Here is an 18190-nt window from a genome sequence, read left to right as displayed (position 1 = left end):
TGTTACCAGATCACCTACAATGTGATCGTTTGAGGCAAAGTTAATTAATATTCCGTACTTTCCAGCCAGCCATTTGCCAAAACATCAGCTAAATGCATCGTTTTAAGCGGAATATTATTTTTATCAATGTAACCCTGCAAGTGCATCAGGCAGGAAAGATCCGTAGAGATCACATATTCAGCACCCTGTTCCAGTGCGTTATTTATCTTTTGTTCGGCCATAGCCGATGAGATCGCATCAAATTTAACAGCAAAAGTCCCTCCAAATCCGCAGCACATATCTGTTTCCTTCATTTCCACCATTTCAAGTCCATGAACCTTAGACAAAAGCAAACGGGGTTCTTCCTTAATTTTACATTCACGTAATCCACTGCAGGAGTCGTGGTAAACAGCCTTGCCATCCAGCTCAGCACCGAAATAATCCTTTTTCAGGATGTTGACCAGGAAATCAGAAAGCTCAAAAATATTTGCCTGTATGTTTCTGCATTTGTTGTGCACAATAGTATTGGTAAACAGGTCATTAAAGCCATTTTTCACCATTCCGACACAGGAAGCCGAAGGCGCAACGATATAATCTGTTTCAGAAAAGTCTGCCAGAAACTTATTTCCGGTCTCTTTTGCCTGTTCCCAGTAACCGGCGTTATAGGCAGGTTGTCCGCAACAGGTCTGCGCAGAATTGTAATACACTTCACAGCCTGCCTTTTCCAGCAGTTTAATGGTATTGAAAGCAGTTTCAGGATACAACTGATCAACAAAGCAGGGCACAAATAATTCTATTCTCATCAATCAACTTTAGTTTCAACTCTTTTCAACAGCAGCAAAAATACCAAACCTATCACAAAAAATGATGCCAAAGCGATAATAGAATTCCTCATGCTTCCTGTTACCTCTTCAATGAAAGCAAAACTAAAGAGGCCAATCACAATGGCCAGCTTTTCGGTTACGTCATAAAAACTAAAATACGAAGCAGTATCCGGTGTATTCTCAGGTAAAAATTTTGAATACGTAGATCTTGACAGCGACTGTATCCCGCCCATGATTAGGCCAACAATAGCAGCCAGTCCGTAAAACTGCATTGCCGTAGTTATAAAATAGGCGCAAAAACAAGTACCGATCCATATCACTACTACAAACATCAGCACATTTACATTCCCTACCCTTTTAGCAAATGCAGACATTAGCATGGCACCTAAAATTGCCACCAACTGTATGATCAAAATTACAATAATCAGCTTTTCTGTACCCAATTGCAAGGTTTTTTCGCCAAACCCGGCTGCCGCCAGCATAATGGTCTGCACCCCCATTGAATAGAAAAAGAATGCCGTTAAAAAGGTCTTCAAAAACTTCATGTGTTTCAGCTGTACCCAAACCTTGGCCAGTTCCTGGAAACCACTTTTTACCACATGCTTATTGATTGCTTTATAATTTGGACTACCCGCAGGTAATTTCCTGAACGGGATCTGTGCGAAGCCGATCCACCATAAACCCACCAGCAAAAATGACAACCGCGGCGGGAAAGAAAGGTCAGTAATCCCAAAAAGCCCGGGCTTCAATACGAACACAAAGCAAATGATCTGCAAAAGCACACTCCCCACATATCCAAACGCATACCCTTTGGCACTTACCCTATCCTGCTGGTCCACAGTAGCGATTTCAGGCAGATAAGAATTGTTAAACATGACCCCACCTATATAACCCATTGCCGCAATGACAAAACAGATGATCCCCAGTTCCAGCGTATCCAGCTTAAAAAAATAGAGCCCGATACAGGCCAGACCACCTATATACGTAAAGAATTGCATGAACACTTTCTTATTGCCCCTGTAATCTGCCACCGAAGAAAGGATTGGCAACAAGATCACCATGACCAGGTAAGCAAAGGACAACGCATAATTGGACAATGCCGTATTGGTAAACGTATGACCAAAGAACACCACCTGGTCACCATGCTCCTTAGTTGTGGTGATGATCGTATAATAGGCCGGGAAAATGGTAGAGGTAATTACTAAATTATAGGCTGAATTGGCCCAATCGAAGAATGCCCATGAGCGGATAACTTTTTTATCGTTCTTTTCCATGTGTTCAGTAAGGCACTAAAGGTAATAATTTTTACCATCTGTTTTAATTTTTCCAGCATCAAGAAGCTCGCTGACGCGCGACAGTTTTTCAGTTTCAGTTCCGCTTTTCAAAGCCAGGACCAGATCCTGTAATTCATAAGGCTGACTTTGCAGCAGGGTTATGATCTCAAAGTCGATCTTATCCCAAACCAGGTCAAGCTCTTCCGCCTTTTTCTCCGCCAGGCAAATGTCACAAACCCCGCATTTTTCGGCATCAGGCTCGTCAAAATAAGCCAGCAACTGCTTGCTCCGGCAAACCGCCGAAGCTGTATAGGCCAGTACCGCATTGATCTGGTCTGTCAATATCTTTTTCCGGAGTTTTACATATTTCACATCAATGTCCAGATGCATCAGGTCTACCCTTGGCCTGACAAACTGCAGCTGGGGCTGATCAGTCTGCGGCAAATAGGACAAAAGCCCCTGCTCCTGCAAAAAATTCAGCTGCCTGACCACCTCATTAAAAGAAAGGGCGAGTTTCCTGGCAATATCAGCTTCCTGGATCTTTGCATACTGTTCGAAAATTCCCCCGTAGGCCCGCAGTATCGTTTTCAGCAAACGGTCATAGCCGGCATTTTCTATCTGAAACCTGTACACATCCTCATGGGATACCAGAAAAAGCAATCTCGATGGCAAAAACACATTTTCAGATAAAGTAATATACCCTTCCCGCTCTAAAAATTTCAGTGCCGACATCGCCTTCATCACCCCAATCCCAAAGCGCTTGCAATAATCTGCCAGATCGAAATCCAGGTTCAGCCCTTCTCCGGCCCCATATGCCAGCTGAAAGTAATTGCCCAGGTTGTGATACACTTTTTTAATCTCTTCTATGGAAGGGAAACTATCGGCATACCTGGCCTTGAGCGCCATTTGGTCAGACCTGTTGGCCAGCAGCACACCATAAGCCCGCTTCCCGTCCCGGCCTGCCCTGCCAGCTTCCTGGTAATAAGCCTCTAAACTTTCCGGCAGGTCCATGTGCACAACAAAGCGCACATCCGCCTTGTCAATACCCATCCCGAAAGCATTGGTAGCCACAATGATCCTGATCCTGCCTTCCTTCCATTCCTGCTGCCGCCTGAAGCGGGTCTCTCTTTCCACCCCGGCATGATAAAAATCTGCAGCAATCCCGTTTCGCTGCAAAAACAAAGCAATATCCGAAGTCTCCCGCCGGTTGCGTACATAAACCAAACCGCTGCCTTTTACATTAGCCGCAATGCTGAGCAGCTTTCTGTGCTTATCCTCATCAGCAGCCACCACATAACTCAGGTTACTCCTGGCAAAGCTCTGTACAAATATTTTCGGGTCTTTAAAAGCAAGCTTCGCCACAATATCTTCCCGCACATAAGCGGTAGCCGTTGCCGTAAGCGCCAGGACAGGCGCATCGGGAACAACTTCCCGCAAGGCACTGATCAGCAGGTACGGAGGCCTGAAATCGTAACCCCACTGAGATACACAGTGGGCCTCATCTACTGCGATCAGATTAACATCCATATAAGAGATCCGTTCCCTTACCAGATCAGAAAGCAGGCGCTCGGGCGACAGGTACAAAAACTTGATCTTTCCGTAAATGCAGTTGTCCAGCAAAATATCGATCTCCCTTTTACCCATCCCCGCATAAATAGCTACCGCATTGATCCCCCTTCTTTTCAGGTTCTCGACCTGGTCTTTCATCAGCGCCACCAGAGGCGACACCACAATACAGATTCCATCTTTAACCATCGCAGGCACCTGAAAGCAAAGCGATTTCCCACCGCCGGTAGGCATCAGCGCCAAAGTATCATGTCCATCCAAAACCGACCTGATGATTTCATCCTGCAAAGGCCTGAAACTGTCAAATCCCCAGTATCGCTTTAATATCTCTGCTTCGTTCATAAAAAGGTGCCCGGTAAAACTATAAAAATGAACTGATATTACTAAATTGCAGACAAATTAAGCACCCCCGGCTGCATATGAGAAAATCATTACTATCAATAAGTTTACTGTTAATATTTCAAACAATATATCAAGCTTCCTTTTCACAGGAAAAAAAATGGGATATAGAAAAATATTCAGGCACAGCTAAAACGTTTGAGATAAAGACTGATGAAGGCACCTGGATGAATCTCGATGTAAGCTCAGATGGTAAAGACATCGTTTTTGACCTTCTTGGCGACATTTATATCATGCCTCTGGCAGGCGGAACCGCTACACCGCTCAGCACAGGTATTGCCTGGGATGTGCAGCCGAGGTTCAGCCCCAATGGCAAATACATATCCTATACCAGCGATAAAAGCGGGGCAGACAACATCTGGATCATGAACCGCGACGGTTCTGGCAAAAGACAGGTTAGCAAAGAAACTTTCAGGCTACTGAATAATGCCACCTGGACACCCAATAGTGACTATATCATTGCCCGAAAGCATTTTACAGGCACCCGCTCCCTGGGCGCTGGTGAAATGTGGATGTACAGCATTTACGGCGGCGAGGGAATTCAGCTGACCAAAAGAAAAAATGACCAGCAGGATGCCGGCGAACCCAATGTATCTCCAAATGGCAGGTACCTATATTTTAGTGAAGACATGTCTCCGGGTCCCAGTTTTGAATACAGTAAAGACCCGAATGGCATGATCTACGCCATTCGTCAGCTGGACATGAACACCGGCAAGCTAACCAATCTGATTGCCACACAAGGAGGCGCGGCCCGTCCACAGGCCTCGCCTGACGGTAAAATGATGGCCTATGTAAAAAGGGTCAGACTCAAATCCGTACTCTATGTCCAAAACCTGCAAACAGGCGAAGAATGGCCCCTCACAGAAGACCTTTCCCATGACCAGCAGGAAACCTGGGCAATATTTGGTGTGTACCCCAACTTTGCCTGGACCCCTGATTCTAAAAACGTGGTGTTCTATGCCAAAGGTAAGATCAGGAAAATAGAGGTGGCCTCTCTGGTTGCCATGGAAGTTCCTTTCCAGGTCACCAGCAAACAGACCGTGCAGGAGGCACTTCATTTTCCGCAGCAGGTATATATGGATGAGTTTACCTCCAAGATGATCCGGCAGCTGACCACCTCACCCGACGGGAAATTTGTAGTTTTCAATGCCGCTGGCTTCCTTTACAAAAAGGACCTGCCCGATGGCAAGCCCGAAAGACTGACCAACGGCCTGGACTTTGAATTTGAACCTGATATCAGTCCTGACGGCAAATCTGTGATCTATTCTACGTGGAGTGATGAGTTTAAAGGCGCCATCAAAAAAACAGAGATCAAAGGTAAAACAGTAACCCTGACTGACGAAAAAGGATTCTATTATTCGCCCAGCTTTTCTGCCAAAGGCGACAAAATCGTTTTCCGGAAAGGATCAGGCAATGACGTACTGGGTTACAACTACGGCAAGGGCACAGGCATTTATATCATGGGCGCCAATGGCAGTGCCAAAACTCTGGTCTCTGAAACCGGCATCAGGCCTCAGTTCAATGCCGACGATACCCGGATCTTTTTCCAGGGCAATCAGGATGGCAAAAAAGCCTTCAAAAGCATGGACCTAAACGGCGGCAATGAGCGGACCCATTATACCTCCACCTATGCCAATCAATTTTGCCCAAGTCCGGACGGTAAATGGATCGCTTTTACCGAATTGTTCAACCTTTACATCACCCCGATGGTCACCATCGGCTCTCCCCTGGATCTTTCAGCTTCCAATAAAACCATTCCGCTTACCCGCATCACCAGGGATGCCGGAACCTATATGCACTGGAGTGCCGACAGCAAAAAACTCATGTGGACATTAGGAGAGCAGTATTTCAGCAGGGAGATCAAAAACACTTTTACCTTTGTTGACGGTGCCCCGCAGGAAATCCCAAAACCAGATTCAGCAGGAATCTATATGGGCCTCAGGATCAAGACCGATACCCCGACAGGCCTTACTGCCTTAAAAGGCGCCAGGATCATCACCATGAAAGGCGATGAAGTGATCGAAGAAGGTACCATACTCATAGAAAACAACAAGATTATTTCGGTAGGAAATGCATCAGAAGCCGTGATCCCTGAGAAAGCCAGGATCATCGATGTCACAGGCAAAACGATCATGCCGGGCATCATAGACGTACATGCACACCTGCGTACCAGTCCCGATGGCATCTCCCCGCAAAACGACTGGTCATACCTCGCCAATCTCGCTTTTGGCGTCACGACTTCGCACGATCCCTCCAGCAATACGGAAATGGTGTTCAGCCAGGCAGAGATGATCAAATCTGGCCGCATGGTAGGCCCGAGGCTATATTCTACAGGCTCTATTCTCTACGGTGCCGATGGCGATTCCAAGGTGGTCATTAACAGCCTGGATGACGCGCTTTCCCACCTTAGGAGGCTCAAGGCAGTTGGCGCATTCTCTGTAAAATCATACAACCAGCCACGCCGCGACCAGCGTCAGCAGATCCTTGAAGCAGCCAGACGGCTGAAGATGGAGGTTGTACCAGAGGGCGGCTCTACATTTTTCACCAATATGAACATGATTGCTGATGGCCACACCGGCATTGAACACAGCATTCCCGTTGCTCCTGTTTATAAGGATGTGATCTCGTTCTGGAACAATACCAAGGTTGCCTATACGCCGACCCTTATCGTCAGTTATGGCAGTCAGTGGGGTGAAAATTACTGGTATGACCGCACCAATGTATGGGAAAACGAAAGGCTGATGGCGTTTACCCCCCGCCCCATCATAGATGAGCGTTCACGCAGAAGAACCACCTCCGAATATGGAGATTACGGCCATATAGATGTGTCCAAAGCCGTGAAGCAAATTGCCGAGGGCGGTACAAAAGTAAATCTCGGCGCACATGGCCAGATCCAGGGACTCGGAGCGCATTGGGAACTATGGATGCTGGTACAAGGCGGCATGACCCCATTGCAGGCCATTCGCTGTGCTACTTTAAACGGAGCATCTTACCTGGGGATGAATTATGAAATCGGTTCACTAGAAGCTGGAAAACTGGCGGATCTTGTGGTCATGGATGCCAATCCGCTGGACGATATCCGGAACTCAGAAAAGATCAAATATGTAATGGTCAATGGCCGCATATACGACAGTCTGTCCATGAATGAAATTGGCGGCCGTGAAAAGCTGAGAAGTAAACTTTGGTTTGAAACCGGCAAAGGCATGCTTTACAGCTTCCCTGCCGGAGCATCTGCCGGGGATTCAGAAACCTGGACTTTTACTGTTCCGCATTGCGAATAAAAATTTCGACATTAATGATTATTGTTCCTCGGCCAATTGCTTAATGAGTCGCAGTGCATTGTCCCATTGCGGGTCCAGGCTTTTGATATAATGATCAGACAAAGGGCCCGAATCTACGGTAAACGTGGTCGTTCCCCCATGTTCAGACAACAGGTAGTGCTCCTCGTATTCTCCCGTTTCGGCATCATCAGCAGCATTCTCGTCATCAAAATAATTTAGTTTGAGTAGTTTTGAGGGATAACTGACGGCCACTTTTCCTTTGATCAGGTTCTTCCCTTCAGCACTTTTCCAGGTGACTGTTGCCCCTTCAGTCCAGTCAGATTCAACCACCGTCCCCTCTTCAAAAGCAGTTGCCCATTTTTTTATAAGGTCTTTATTGGTCAGCGTGTTCCAGACCTTATCGTCGGAAGCATTGATCTCTATGGATTTTTTAATCCATCCGTCAAGTTCAGGGTTATTGATGATTTCGTTGTCCATAATCTAAAACTAATAACAATCTGGTATAGAAACGTTTCAGGCCCGATTTAGTTTTCAGTAAATGAATGGCTTTTGCCGCCATATTGCGTGGCTTCTGCGGCTATATTTCCCCAATCTCTTCAAGATCCCTCCAAGGGGGTTGTAAGGTGGTTGGTGGGTCCCCAAATCTTGAAAGGATCCGGATAGGTCATTGAGATCCTATTCATATAATTAGGAGGGTATGGCTGCACAAGCCATGCAGGTACTTCGCAGCAAATGATGAGGACCACAGCGCATACGCCCGGACAGAAAAGAAACGAAATTATAAATTTTGGGCGATCACGAAGCCACTGGCCCAGGCCCACTGGAAATTATAACCACCCAACCAACCGGTTACATCCACACACTCTCCGCCAAAAAACAGGCCACTGACCTTTTTGCATTCCAGGGTTTTGGATGACAGTTCAGCAGTATCTACGCCTCCGCGCATCACTTCAGCTTTATCATAGCCCTTGTCCCCTGCTGGTTTTACTTTAAATAAGTGAATGGTCTGATGAATACTTTCCAGATCAGCTTTGGTAAGCGAAGCGACCTGCTTTTCAATAGGGAGGAATTTGGACAGCGCGTCTGTAAATTTCTTTGGGTAAATGCGGCCCAGAAAAGTAGACAACAGCAACTTGCCATTAGACTTTCTTTCCTGTTCGAGCAAATCTGTAATGTTTTGACGGGGGAGTAAGTTGATATTGATCTCCTCACCCCTCCTCCAAAACGAAGATATCTGCAGGATTGCTGGTCCGCTCAGCCCCCAATGGGTAAACAAGATGTTCTCTTCAAAGGAAATCCGGTCATTGCTGACTTCACACAAAACACTGTTCCCGGATAGCTGCGCATACCATTCCTCATCCTTTCCGGTGATGGTCAGCGGCACCAGGGCCGGTGCGGTTTCAATGATCCGAAGGCCGTACAATCTGGCAAAACGCAGTGCGAAGTCTGTAGCGCCCATTTTAGGTATAGGCAAACCGCCTGTGGCAATCACCAGTTTAGGCACTTTAAATGTCCGGGATTTACCGCCTTTTAGATAGCTGACAGAAAAAAACCCATCGTTGCTTTCAATACCAGAAACCTCTGCACCGCAGATGATCTGCTGGCCAAAGTCTGAACACAAAGCGGTAAACACCCCGACTACATCTTTGGCATTTTTACCGTCCGGAAACAATTGGCCCAATGTCTTTTCCTTGCCTGTAATGCCGTATGTTTCAAAAAAGCTGATGGTATCTTCTACCGTCCACTGCGTAAAAGCCGATTTACTAAAATGTTTGTTATTGGAAATGAACTGCTCATCGGTCGCATATAAGTTGGTATAATTGCACCTGCCGCCCCCCGAGATGAGGATCTTGGCCCCTGGTTTGTCGCCTTTTTCCAGCAGGATCACTTTTTTACCGAGGTAACCTGCCTGTACCGCGCACATCAAACCGCAAGCTCCGGCACCAATAATTATAGCATCTGCATCCATCAATCCTCTAGTATTTTTACGGCAATCCGTTTATATTGTTATTTTTGTGCAAAATAAGCATAACTTTTTCATATAGATATGGCAAAACAAATTAGTGATTTGAAATTGGGCGTATTGGGCGGCGGACAACTGGGCAGAATGCTGATCCAGGAAGCCATCAATTACAATCTGACCACTTTGATTTTAGATCCCGATAACGACGCTCCCTGTAAACACATTGCGAATTATTTTGAATGCGGTTCCATAACAGATTTTGATACTGTCTATAATTTTGGTAAAAAGGCCGATATCATTACAATAGAAATAGAAAAAGTAAACATTGAAGCACTGGACCAACTGGAAAAGGAAGGCAAACAGGTTTATCCTCAGGCCAGGGTCATCAGGTTGATCCAGGATAAAGGTGTACAGAAACAATTCTTCAAAGAAAACAACATTCCTACAGCTCCCTTTCAACTGGTAAACACCAGGGAAGACATCAAAAACAGTCACTTTGCTTTCCCTTATATCTTAAAACAGCGCCGTGATGGCTATGACGGCAAAGGCGTAATGAAAGTTAATAGTGACGCAGATATAGAAAATGCTTTTGACGCACCCTGTCTGATCGAGGAACTGGTTGATTTTGAAAAGGAAATAGCGGTGATTGTTGCCAGAAATCCAAATGGCGATGTAAAAACATTCCCGATGGTAGAAATGGAATTTAATGCCGAGGCCAACCTGGTAGAGTTCCTGATCTCCCCCTCAACTTATCCCGGGGCCATTCAGCAAAAAGCAGAAGTGATCGCCAAAAACATTGCATCTTCGCTGAATATCACCGGTTTGCTGGCCGTGGAGATGTTCATCACCCATGACGGCAACATCCTGGTCAATGAACTGGCACCGAGACCGCACAATAGTGGCCACCATACCATAGAGGGCAATTATGTTTCCCAGTTTGAACAGCATCTGAGGGCAATATTTAACTTACCGCTGGGTGATACCCGCTCCATCAGCAATGCGGTAATGATCAACCTGCTGGGTGAAAAAGGTCATGACGGCGTTGCAAAATACAGCGGTCTGGAAAAGGTTATGGCCATTGATGGGGTATATGTACATTTGTATGGTAAAAAATATACCAAGCCTTTCCGTAAAATGGGCCACATTACCGTTGTGGACCAAAACCGGGAAAGTGCGATAGAAAAAGCGAATTATATTAAAAATACATTAAAAGTAATATCCTGATGAGCATACAAGTAGGCATTATAATGGGCAGCAAATCTGATCTTCACATCATGCAGGACGCGGCGGACATTTTTAAAGATTTTGGTATTGAGTTTGAAATGACTGTTGTATCTGCCCACAGAACACCCGAAAGGATGTTTGACTATGCCAAAAAAGCGGCGGAAAGGGGTCTGAAGGTCATCATCGCCGGTGCCGGAGGCGCAGCACACTTGCCCGGTATGGTAGCATCTATTACAGTACTTCCGGTTATCGGCGTTCCGGTTAAATCGTCTAATTCTATTGACGGATGGGATTCCATACTTTCCATATTACAGATGCCAAATGGCATTCCTGTGGCTACTGTAGCACTAAATGCGGCAAAAAATGCCGGTTTACTGGCAGTACAGATCCTTTCAACAGCTGATGCTTCATTGGCTGTTAAGATGCAGGAATACAAGGATGAACTGCGCAGGAAAGTTGAAGAAAGTGCAGGAGATCTGAGAGGTTAATGTATTCCCGTCATTGCGAGGCACGAAGCAATCCCACACATGATAAGATTGCTTCGTGCCTCGCAATGACGGACGGAGAATGACGGACGATAACTAATTTAAATTCGGATCACTCGGAAATTTACTGACATGGGCATATTTTGGACCCAGATTCACAATCACTTCCCTCCAGACTTCTCCTTCGTCATCAGAAAAAACAATATCAGGATGGTACTGGTCTGATACGATCCAGGTATTTTCCACAAGTTCGCTTTTCAGTTGCTGATCAGACCAGCCTGAATATCCAATAAAGAATTTGATCTCGCTTTGCCTGATATTTCCGGTATTGATCAAGACTTTGAGTGCTTCAAAATTGCCACCCCAATAAATGCCTTTAGCGATCTCTTCCCCATCATTTAGCTTATCGTAGCAGCGGTGAATGAAATGTATCGTGTCTGTGGCAACAGGACCACCAATATATACCGGGAAATCTGAATCCCCAAGTTCCGGGATCAGGTCTTTGAGCAATAATGCACTGGGATGGTTCAGAATAAAACCTATGGTACCTTCTTCGTGGTGCTGGGTAAGCAGTACTACCGAACGTTGAAAATTAGGGTCCATTAAAAATGGCTCGGAGATCAATAATTTACCTGAGGATGGCGCGATTCGGCTTAACATTTCGGAAATTTAAAAAATTCATTAAACTAACTCTATTTTTGTATATGGAACTGACTAAAGAAAACATACAAAACTTACGCCAAGATTATCTTGCGGCAGAACTTACTGAACAGGACATAGACCGCAACCCTGTTGTTCAGTTTCAAAACTGGTTTAAGGACGCGATTGATGCCCAGCTTTACGAGCCTAATGTAATGACACTGGCCACCTCTGACCGGTTTGGCAAGCCGTCGGCGAGAATTGTACTGTTAAAGGGGGTTGACAATGACGGCTTTGTTTTCTTTACCAATTACGAAAGCAGTAAGGGACAGCACCTGCTGGAAAATCCGCAGGCCGCACTGGTCTTTTTCTGGGCGGAACTGCAACGTCAGGTCAGGGTTGAAGGCGTGGTGAGCAAAGTTGCGGATGAGGTATCCGATGCCTATTTTCATTCACGTCCCGCTGGCAGCCAGATAGGGGCTCTGGCTTCTCCACAAAGCAAGGTAATCGGAGACAGGTCTTTACTGGAAACCAAAGTAACGGAACTGACCGCACAGTATACGGGCAGGGAAATCCCGCGTCCGCTGAACTGGGGCGGCTACCTTGTAGAACCTACAAAAATAGAGTTCTGGCAGGGCAGGTCAAGCAGATTGCACGACAGAATCGTTTATGAACTTATAGATGGTTCATGGATAATCAATAGATTAGCACCATGAAAAACATCGCAGTTATCGGCTCCGGCACAATGGGCAATGGTATAGCTCATACTTTTGCACAATTTGGATACCAGGTAAACCTCATCGACGTCAGTGACAATGCGCTGTCAAAGGCACTGGCTACTATCAGCAAAAACCTGGACAGACAGGTAACAAAAGGCACTTTATCTGAAAACGAAAAAGAAGCCGCACTCGCAAATATTACAATTTTCACCGATTTGGAGACGGGTGTAGCTGAAGCTGATCTGATTGTGGAAGCCGCCTCAGAAAATCTGGAACTGAAACTGAAGATCTTCAAAGACCTTGATCATTTTGCCAGGCCCGATGCCATACTGGCCAGCAACACTTCTTCTATTTCCATTACGCGCATCGCATCGATGACCGGCCGCGGCGATAAAGTGATCGGGATGCATTTCATGAACCCTGTGCCTGTCATGAAGCTGGTAGAGGTGATCAGAGGCTATGCGACCAGCGATGAAACGACCGGCAAGGTAATGGACTTTTCTTTAAAGCTTAACAAAACACCCGTCGAAGTCAATGATTATCCGGGTTTTATAGCCAACAGGATCCTGATGCCTATGATCAATGAGGCCATATATTCCCTGTATGAAGGTGTGGCCGGTGTTGAAGAAATTGATACCGTGATGAAATTGGGTATGGCGCATCCTATGGGGCCGCTGCAACTCGCCGATTTCATTGGACTGGATGTTTGTCTCGCCATATTGCGGGTACTGCAGGAAGGTTTTGGGAATTCTAAATATGCGCCCTGCCCGCTCCTGGTCAATATGGTTGCCGCAGGTAATAAAGGCGTAAAATCTGGTGAAGGATTTTACAATTATGCAAAGGACTTTAAGAACCCGGTTATAGCTGATAAATTCGCATAGCGAATTAGACAATAAAACTTAACTTTACGCTATGAATCAAAATCTTGACCCTTCTTCTGAAAGTTTATCCCCTGTTGAGCGTGACATAGAAAGAGTACTGCGTCCACAGGCTTTTGAAGATTTTACAGGTCAGGAAAAGGTAATGGAAAACCTTAAGATTTTTGTAAAAGCAGCGAAACTTCGTGGCGAGCCGCTGGATCATGTGTTGTTGCACGGCCCGCCGGGACTGGGAAAAACCACACTTTCGTATATCATAGCCAATGAAATGAGCGTGGGCATAAAGGTGACATCCGGCCCTGTGCTGGACAAGCCCGGCGATCTTGCAGGCTTGCTGACTAACCTCGATACCGGGGATATATTGTTTATAGATGAGATCCACAGGTTAAGTCCGCTGGTTGAAGAATATTTGTATTCCGCAATGGAAGATTTCAAGATCGACATCATGCTGGAAAGCGGACCAAATGCGCGTTCTGTACAGATCAGCCTCAACCCTTTTACTTTGGTGGGCGCCACCACAAGATCAGGTCTACTGACGGCTCCGTTAAGGGCAAGATTTGGCATTAACTCCCGTCTGGCCTACTACGATGCCAAATTGCTGACCACGATCGTATTGCGGTCATCAGAGATCTTAAAAACACCGATCACCGACGAGGGTGCTTACGAAATAGCCAGGAGGAGCCGCGGTACACCCCGTATCGCCAATGCTTTATTGAGAAGAACCAGGGATTTTGCCCAGATCAAAGGCAACGGTCAGATTGATACAGAAATTGCCAGATATGCGCTCAATGCACTCAATGTGGATGAGCATGGCCTGGATGAAATGGACAATAAGATCCTCACCACGATCATTGACAAATTCAAAGGCGGACCAGTAGGCTTGAAAACTATTGCTACGGCGGTAGGCGATGATGAGGGTACAATTGAAGAAGTTTATGAACCATTCCTGATCCAGGAAGGTTTTCTGATGCGCACATCCAGAGGCAGAGAGGCTACAGAGGCTGCATATAAGCATTTGAAGAGAAATTTTCCCGGGCAAACGGGAAAATTGTTTTAAGCGAAGTTCAGATTAAAGGACATTCCTGGTTCAGAAACCACTAGCTTTGAACAATTATGAATATAGAAACCAGAAAGCTGACCTTAGAAGATTATGATGACCTGAAAGAATCTATGCTGCAGGCCTACGATACGCTTGGCGGGCAAATATGGAGTAAAGGCACGATCCAAAGACTATTAAAATTATTTCCTGAAGGACAATTGTGCATTGCCATAGATGACAAAGTGGTAGCCTGTTCGTTGTCGATCATTGTGGACTATGATGAGTTTGGTGACAAGCATACCTATCAGCACATCACCGGTAATTATTCTTTTTCCACACATGACCGCAACGGGGACATCCTGTATGGCATAGAAATATTTGTTCATCCCGAATTTCGGGGCTTGCGTCTGGGAAGGCGGCTTTATGAAGCCAGAAAGGAACTTTGCGAAAGTCTTAACCTGAAAAGCATCATCGCTGGGGGAAGAATACCCGGGTACCATGAGCACGCAGACAAGTTGAGTCCGCGGCAGTACATCGACAAGGTGAAGGCAAAGGAATTGTACGATCCTACACTTACGTTTCAGCTGTCAAACGACTTTCATGTCAGGAAGGTACTCAAGAATTATTTGCCGGGAGACCACGAATCAAAGGAATTTGCTACGCTGATTGAATGGAATAACATTTATTACCAGGGTATTGATGCATCAGCAAGATCTGCAAAAACCATACGCATTGGTTTGGTGCAATGGCAAATGCGATTGTTTCCGGATTTAGAGACTTTTTACGAGCAGGTAAAATTCTTTGTAGATGTGGTGAGCGGATATAAATCTGATTTCATTATGTTTCCTGAATTCTTCAATACTCCCTTACTGGAGCCTTACAACCATTTGCCAGAGATGGAAGCCATGCGTAAACTGGCTGAACTGACACCGGATATTGTAGAAAAGATCCAATCTTTTGCTGTTTCATATAATGTCAATGTGATCTCAGGCAGCATGCCTATACTGGAGAACAATAAGTTATATAATGCTACTTATTTATGCCACCGAAGCGGTAAAACAGAGGAATACAGAAAGATCCACATCACGCCAAATGAGCAAAAGTATTACGGTATGGTTGGTGGCGATAAGGTACAGGTATTTGATACGGACTGCGGGAAGATCGGTATCCTGATCTGTTATGATGTGGAATTCCCGGAGCTGAGCAGGATCTATGCTGACCAGGGTATGCAGATTTTGTTTGTTCCTTTTTTAACGGATACGCAGAATGGCTACACCAGGGTAAGGCACTGTGCGCAGGCAAGGGCTATTGAAAATGAATGCTATGTGGCGATCGCGGGCTGTGTAGGAAATCTGCCCAGAGTAAACAACATGGACATACAGTTTGCACAGTCGGCGGTTTTCACTCCTTCAGATTTTGCATTTCCTACCAATGCTATAAAAGCGGAGGCAACCCCAAATACAGAAATGGTGCTGGTTGTCGATGTAGATCTGCACCTTTTGGATGAACTGCATCATTTTGGTACGGTGAAAATCCTAAAGGACCGCAGGAAGGATCTTTATGAAATCAGACTGCTCAAATAATACCCGGTTTCTAGGTAGTGGTATTATTCTTGAAAAAGATAAACCAGAGAATGAGTAAAATAACAACGATGATGGGAATGATCCACTTCATTGCCGGACCTGCTCCCCTGTCGTTATATTCTTTGACTGCCTGCGGTGATGGTCCGGGATCAGCTTCATGTTTGGCATAGTCATGTTCAATTGGTTTATGCGGTCTATTCGGATCTTCTGTATGCTTTGATTCTGGCTCTTCCATGATTTTAGAAATTAGGTGATTGCTTGAATTTATGTTTGTTATAACAGATACTGCACCTGGAATGTTTTATAACAACAAAGCTTTATCTTTGCAGCGGATGACCGGAAATAAGGCAAAATACAGCAAACTCATTAAGGATGAAGCCTTCAGGCTGGGCTTTATGCAATGTGGTATTGCCAAAGCTGAGTTTCTGGAAGAGGAAGCTCCGAGGCTGGAAAAATGGCTGAACAGCAATTTTCATGGCGAAATGGCTTATATGGAAAATCACTTTGACAAAAGGCTGGATCCGAGACTGCTGGTAGATGGTGCCAAATCGGTGATTTCCCTTACTTTAAATTATTTTCCTGGAGAACAGCAAACCGACCCTGATGCACCAAAAATCTCGAAATATGCTTACGGAAACGATTATCACCTGGTAATCAAGGACAAGCTATTTGAACTGCTCCGGTTTATTTCTGAGCAGATCGGTGAAGTAAGCGGTCGTGCTTTCGTTGATTCCGCACCGGTTTTGGACCGTGCGTGGGCACGGAGGTCAGGAATCGGATGGATCGGCAAGAACAGCAACCTGATCAATAAAAAAAGCGGTTCCTTTTTCTTTTTGGCAGAACTTATTGTGGATCTTGAGCTGGAATATGACCATCCGTTTGAAACAGATCATTGCGGGACTTGTACCCGCTGCATTGACGCCTGCCCTACCGAGGCCATTTTATCGCCTTTTATCATTGACGCCAAAAAATGTATTTCGTACCTGACGATAGAACTGCGGGAAGAGATCCCGGACAATTTCAGTGACAAGATGGACAACTGGATGTTTGGCTGTGACATTTGCCAGGATGTCTGTCCATGGAATAAATTTTCGGTACCCCATTCAGAACCACAGTTTCAGCCCAGCGAAAACCTGCTGAACATGAAACGCGGGGATTGGCTTGACATTACCGAAGATGTTTTTAAAACCCTGTTTAAAAACTCTGCCGTAAAACGGACCAGGTTCAAGGGACTGACCAGGAATATAGACTTTATTAAAAAGGCCTGACAACTACTTTCCGAACTTCATTTTAAGCTGTTCCAGCATATCATTGGTCACGGCAGCGGCAGGTTTATCTTTTTTAGGTTGTTGCTGCTGGGATAGGACATTATTTTTGGGTTTGGCCGGAGCCGGCTGCGGACGCGATTGCTGGGTCTGCTGCTGCTTCTGCAGTCTCGCCTGTTCTTTCTTTTTATTAAAGCGACTCCAGATCTCTGTCAGCTTCTTTTTGGTGAACAGCGGGAAATCTCCTTGCAGCATCCAGGAATAATAGCTCGGTTCTATGCTGAATACCTGCTCTACTGTTTTGCCCTTATGCTTGCCAAAATTAAAAATTTCCTCATTATCTTCATTGTAAACCATCCTGCCGGCAAAGTCAACAGTCTTGTTCATGTTGGTGAACGTATGCAGTGCTTCTACATTATTTTGTACCGGTTTTGAAATATTGCCCTGCTTGTCTTCATAATCGGCGTCTTTATACTTGTCGAGCTGCGCGAGCAAAACCTGGTAAGTAGCTACGATATCAGCCTCGGCCGAGTGTGCATTGATGATGTCTTTGTCGCAGTAAAATTTATAGGCAGCACGGAGGGTCCGCTGCTCCATTTGATGAAAGATATTTTGTACATCTACAAACTTACGGTCAGACATGTCAAAGTCTACTCCCACACGCAGAAATTCTTCCAGCAAAACCGGGATGTCAAAACGGTTGGAGTTGTAACCGGCCAGGTCTGCATCTCCAATAAAGTCGGAAATTTCCTGGGCCACCGCCTTAAATGTCGGCTGATCGGCAATATCCTTGTCGTAAATCCCATGGATCAGCGATGAGTGCAATGGAATGGGCATTTCAGGATTGATCCTTAGCGTTTTTATGATTTCGGTACCATCTGGCATGGCTTTCAGTATTGCAATTTCCACGATCCGGTCTGAGCCAACATTGACTCCTGTGGTCTCTAAATCAAAAAAAGCAAGGGGACGGTTTAAATTTAATTTCATCTCTAACATTTTGTAGCTGTCCAAAAGTCGTAAAAATCATCCGTTAAATCACTACTTTATTTAACAATGTCTGTAGTTTGTCCGC

16 protein-coding genes are annotated in these 18190 nt (G+C 45.5%); 8 read left to right on the top strand and 8 right to left on the bottom strand.

The annotated features are described in order from the left end of the window. Nucleotides 1–44 precede the first annotated feature (44 nt). From QEP08_RS04920 to QEP08_RS04910, 3 genes are read right to left on the bottom strand one after another with little or no spacing between them, the layout of a single operon-like run. Nucleotides 45–782, bottom strand: coding sequence for a (Fe-S)-binding protein (locus QEP08_RS04920; protein WP_285056330.1), 738 nt, complete (start codon nucleotides 780–782; stop codon nucleotides 45–47). Then, nucleotides 782–2077 carry an MFS transporter gene (locus tag QEP08_RS04915; protein WP_285056328.1) on the bottom strand — a complete coding sequence of 432 codons (1296 nt, stop codon included), beginning with the start codon at nucleotides 2075–2077 and terminating at the stop codon, nucleotides 782–784. Before QEP08_RS04915 ends, QEP08_RS04920 begins: the two co-directional genes overlap by 1 nt. A 15-nt stretch (nucleotides 2078–2092) precedes the next feature. After that, a complete protein-coding gene (locus QEP08_RS04910) occupies nucleotides 2093–3985 on the bottom strand; it encodes a RecQ family ATP-dependent DNA helicase (protein ID WP_285056326.1) in 1893 nt (630 codons plus the stop codon). A gap of 77 nt (nucleotides 3986–4062) precedes the next feature. On the opposite strand from QEP08_RS04910, the gene QEP08_RS04905 reads away from it, so the two are divergent. After that, the gene (locus QEP08_RS04905) at nucleotides 4063–7323 is read left to right on the top strand and encodes an amidohydrolase family protein (RefSeq protein ID WP_285056324.1); all 3261 of its coding nucleotides are present in this window, start codon (nucleotides 4063–4065) and stop codon (nucleotides 7321–7323) included. 18 nt (nucleotides 7324–7341) lie between these two features. Here the strand turns inward: QEP08_RS04905 and QEP08_RS04900 are convergent, their stop codons facing one another. Together QEP08_RS04900 and QEP08_RS04895 are read right to left on the bottom strand one after the other, a co-directional pair. Next, nucleotides 7342–7800, bottom strand: a complete 459-nt coding sequence (locus QEP08_RS04900) for an SRPBCC family protein (protein ID WP_285056322.1) — start codon at nucleotides 7798–7800, stop codon at nucleotides 7342–7344. Nucleotides 7801–8101: 301 nt separating this feature from the next. Continuing rightward, complete coding sequence (locus tag QEP08_RS04895; RefSeq protein ID WP_285056320.1) at nucleotides 8102–9292, bottom strand: BaiN/RdsA family NAD(P)/FAD-dependent oxidoreductase; 1191 nt, start codon at nucleotides 9290–9292, stop codon at nucleotides 8102–8104. Between the two features lie 78 nt (nucleotides 9293–9370). Here QEP08_RS04895 and QEP08_RS04890 point away from each other — a divergent pair, with 78 nt between their 5' ends. Together QEP08_RS04890 and purE are read left to right on the top strand one after the other, a co-directional pair. Next, entirely contained in the window at nucleotides 9371–10510 is a 1140-nt protein-coding gene (locus QEP08_RS04890) for a 5-(carboxyamino)imidazole ribonucleotide synthase (RefSeq protein ID WP_285056318.1), read from the top strand. Beyond that, nucleotides 10510–10998, top strand: a complete 489-nt coding sequence (gene purE / locus QEP08_RS04885) for a 5-(carboxyamino)imidazole ribonucleotide mutase (RefSeq protein ID WP_285056316.1) — start codon at nucleotides 10510–10512, stop codon at nucleotides 10996–10998. The genes QEP08_RS04890 and purE overlap by 1 nt, the downstream gene beginning before the upstream one ends. A 93-nt stretch (nucleotides 10999–11091) precedes the next feature. On the opposite strand, the gene QEP08_RS04880 is transcribed toward purE, so the two are convergent. Further along, nucleotides 11092–11655 (bottom strand): YqgE/AlgH family protein, encoded by a 564-nt coding sequence (locus QEP08_RS04880; RefSeq protein ID WP_285056314.1) that lies wholly within the window; start codon nucleotides 11653–11655, stop codon nucleotides 11092–11094. Nucleotides 11656–11699: 44 nt separating this feature from the next. Between QEP08_RS04880 and pdxH the strand changes: the two genes are divergently transcribed. From pdxH to QEP08_RS04860, 4 genes are read left to right on the top strand one after another with little or no spacing between them, the layout of a single operon-like run. Next, nucleotides 11700–12350: a pyridoxamine 5'-phosphate oxidase gene (pdxH, locus tag QEP08_RS04875; protein WP_285056313.1), complete on the top strand. Its 651-nt coding sequence runs from the start codon at nucleotides 11700–11702 to the stop codon at nucleotides 12348–12350. After that, the gene (locus tag QEP08_RS04870) at nucleotides 12347–13234 is read left to right on the top strand and encodes a 3-hydroxyacyl-CoA dehydrogenase family protein (protein WP_285056311.1); all 888 of its coding nucleotides are present in this window, start codon (nucleotides 12347–12349) and stop codon (nucleotides 13232–13234) included. Before pdxH ends, QEP08_RS04870 begins: the two co-directional genes overlap by 4 nt. A 31-nt stretch (nucleotides 13235–13265) precedes the next feature. Next, entirely contained in the window at nucleotides 13266–14288 is a 1023-nt protein-coding gene (ruvB, locus tag QEP08_RS04865) for a Holliday junction branch migration DNA helicase RuvB (protein WP_285056310.1), read from the top strand. A gap of 56 nt (nucleotides 14289–14344) precedes the next feature. Then, nucleotides 14345–15853 (top strand): carbon-nitrogen hydrolase family protein, encoded by a 1509-nt coding sequence (locus tag QEP08_RS04860; RefSeq protein WP_285056309.1) that lies wholly within the window; start codon nucleotides 14345–14347, stop codon nucleotides 15851–15853. A gap of 10 nt (nucleotides 15854–15863) precedes the next feature. Here QEP08_RS04860 and QEP08_RS04855 read toward each other — a convergent pair whose 3' ends face one another. Then, nucleotides 15864–16088: a hypothetical protein gene (locus QEP08_RS04855; RefSeq protein WP_285056307.1), complete on the bottom strand. Its 225-nt coding sequence runs from the start codon at nucleotides 16086–16088 to the stop codon at nucleotides 15864–15866. Between the two features lie 97 nt (nucleotides 16089–16185). Between QEP08_RS04855 and queG the strand changes: the two genes are divergently transcribed. Further along, nucleotides 16186–17121 carry a tRNA epoxyqueuosine(34) reductase QueG gene (queG, locus tag QEP08_RS04850; protein ID WP_285056907.1) on the top strand — a complete coding sequence of 312 codons (936 nt, stop codon included), beginning with the start codon at nucleotides 16186–16188 and terminating at the stop codon, nucleotides 17119–17121. 3 nt (nucleotides 17122–17124) lie between these two features. Here the strand turns inward: queG and QEP08_RS04845 are convergent, their stop codons facing one another. After that, nucleotides 17125–18105: a 3'-5' exonuclease gene (locus QEP08_RS04845; protein ID WP_285056305.1), complete on the bottom strand. Its 981-nt coding sequence runs from the start codon at nucleotides 18103–18105 to the stop codon at nucleotides 17125–17127. Nucleotides 18106–18190 lie beyond the last annotated feature (85 nt).

The sequence above is a fragment of the Pedobacter ginsengisoli genome, from assembly GCF_030244015.1.
GTDB classification, from domain to species: domain Bacteria; phylum Bacteroidota; class Bacteroidia; order Sphingobacteriales; family Sphingobacteriaceae; genus Pedobacter; species Pedobacter ginsengisoli.
This window is presented reverse-complemented; position numbering and strand designations above follow the sequence as displayed.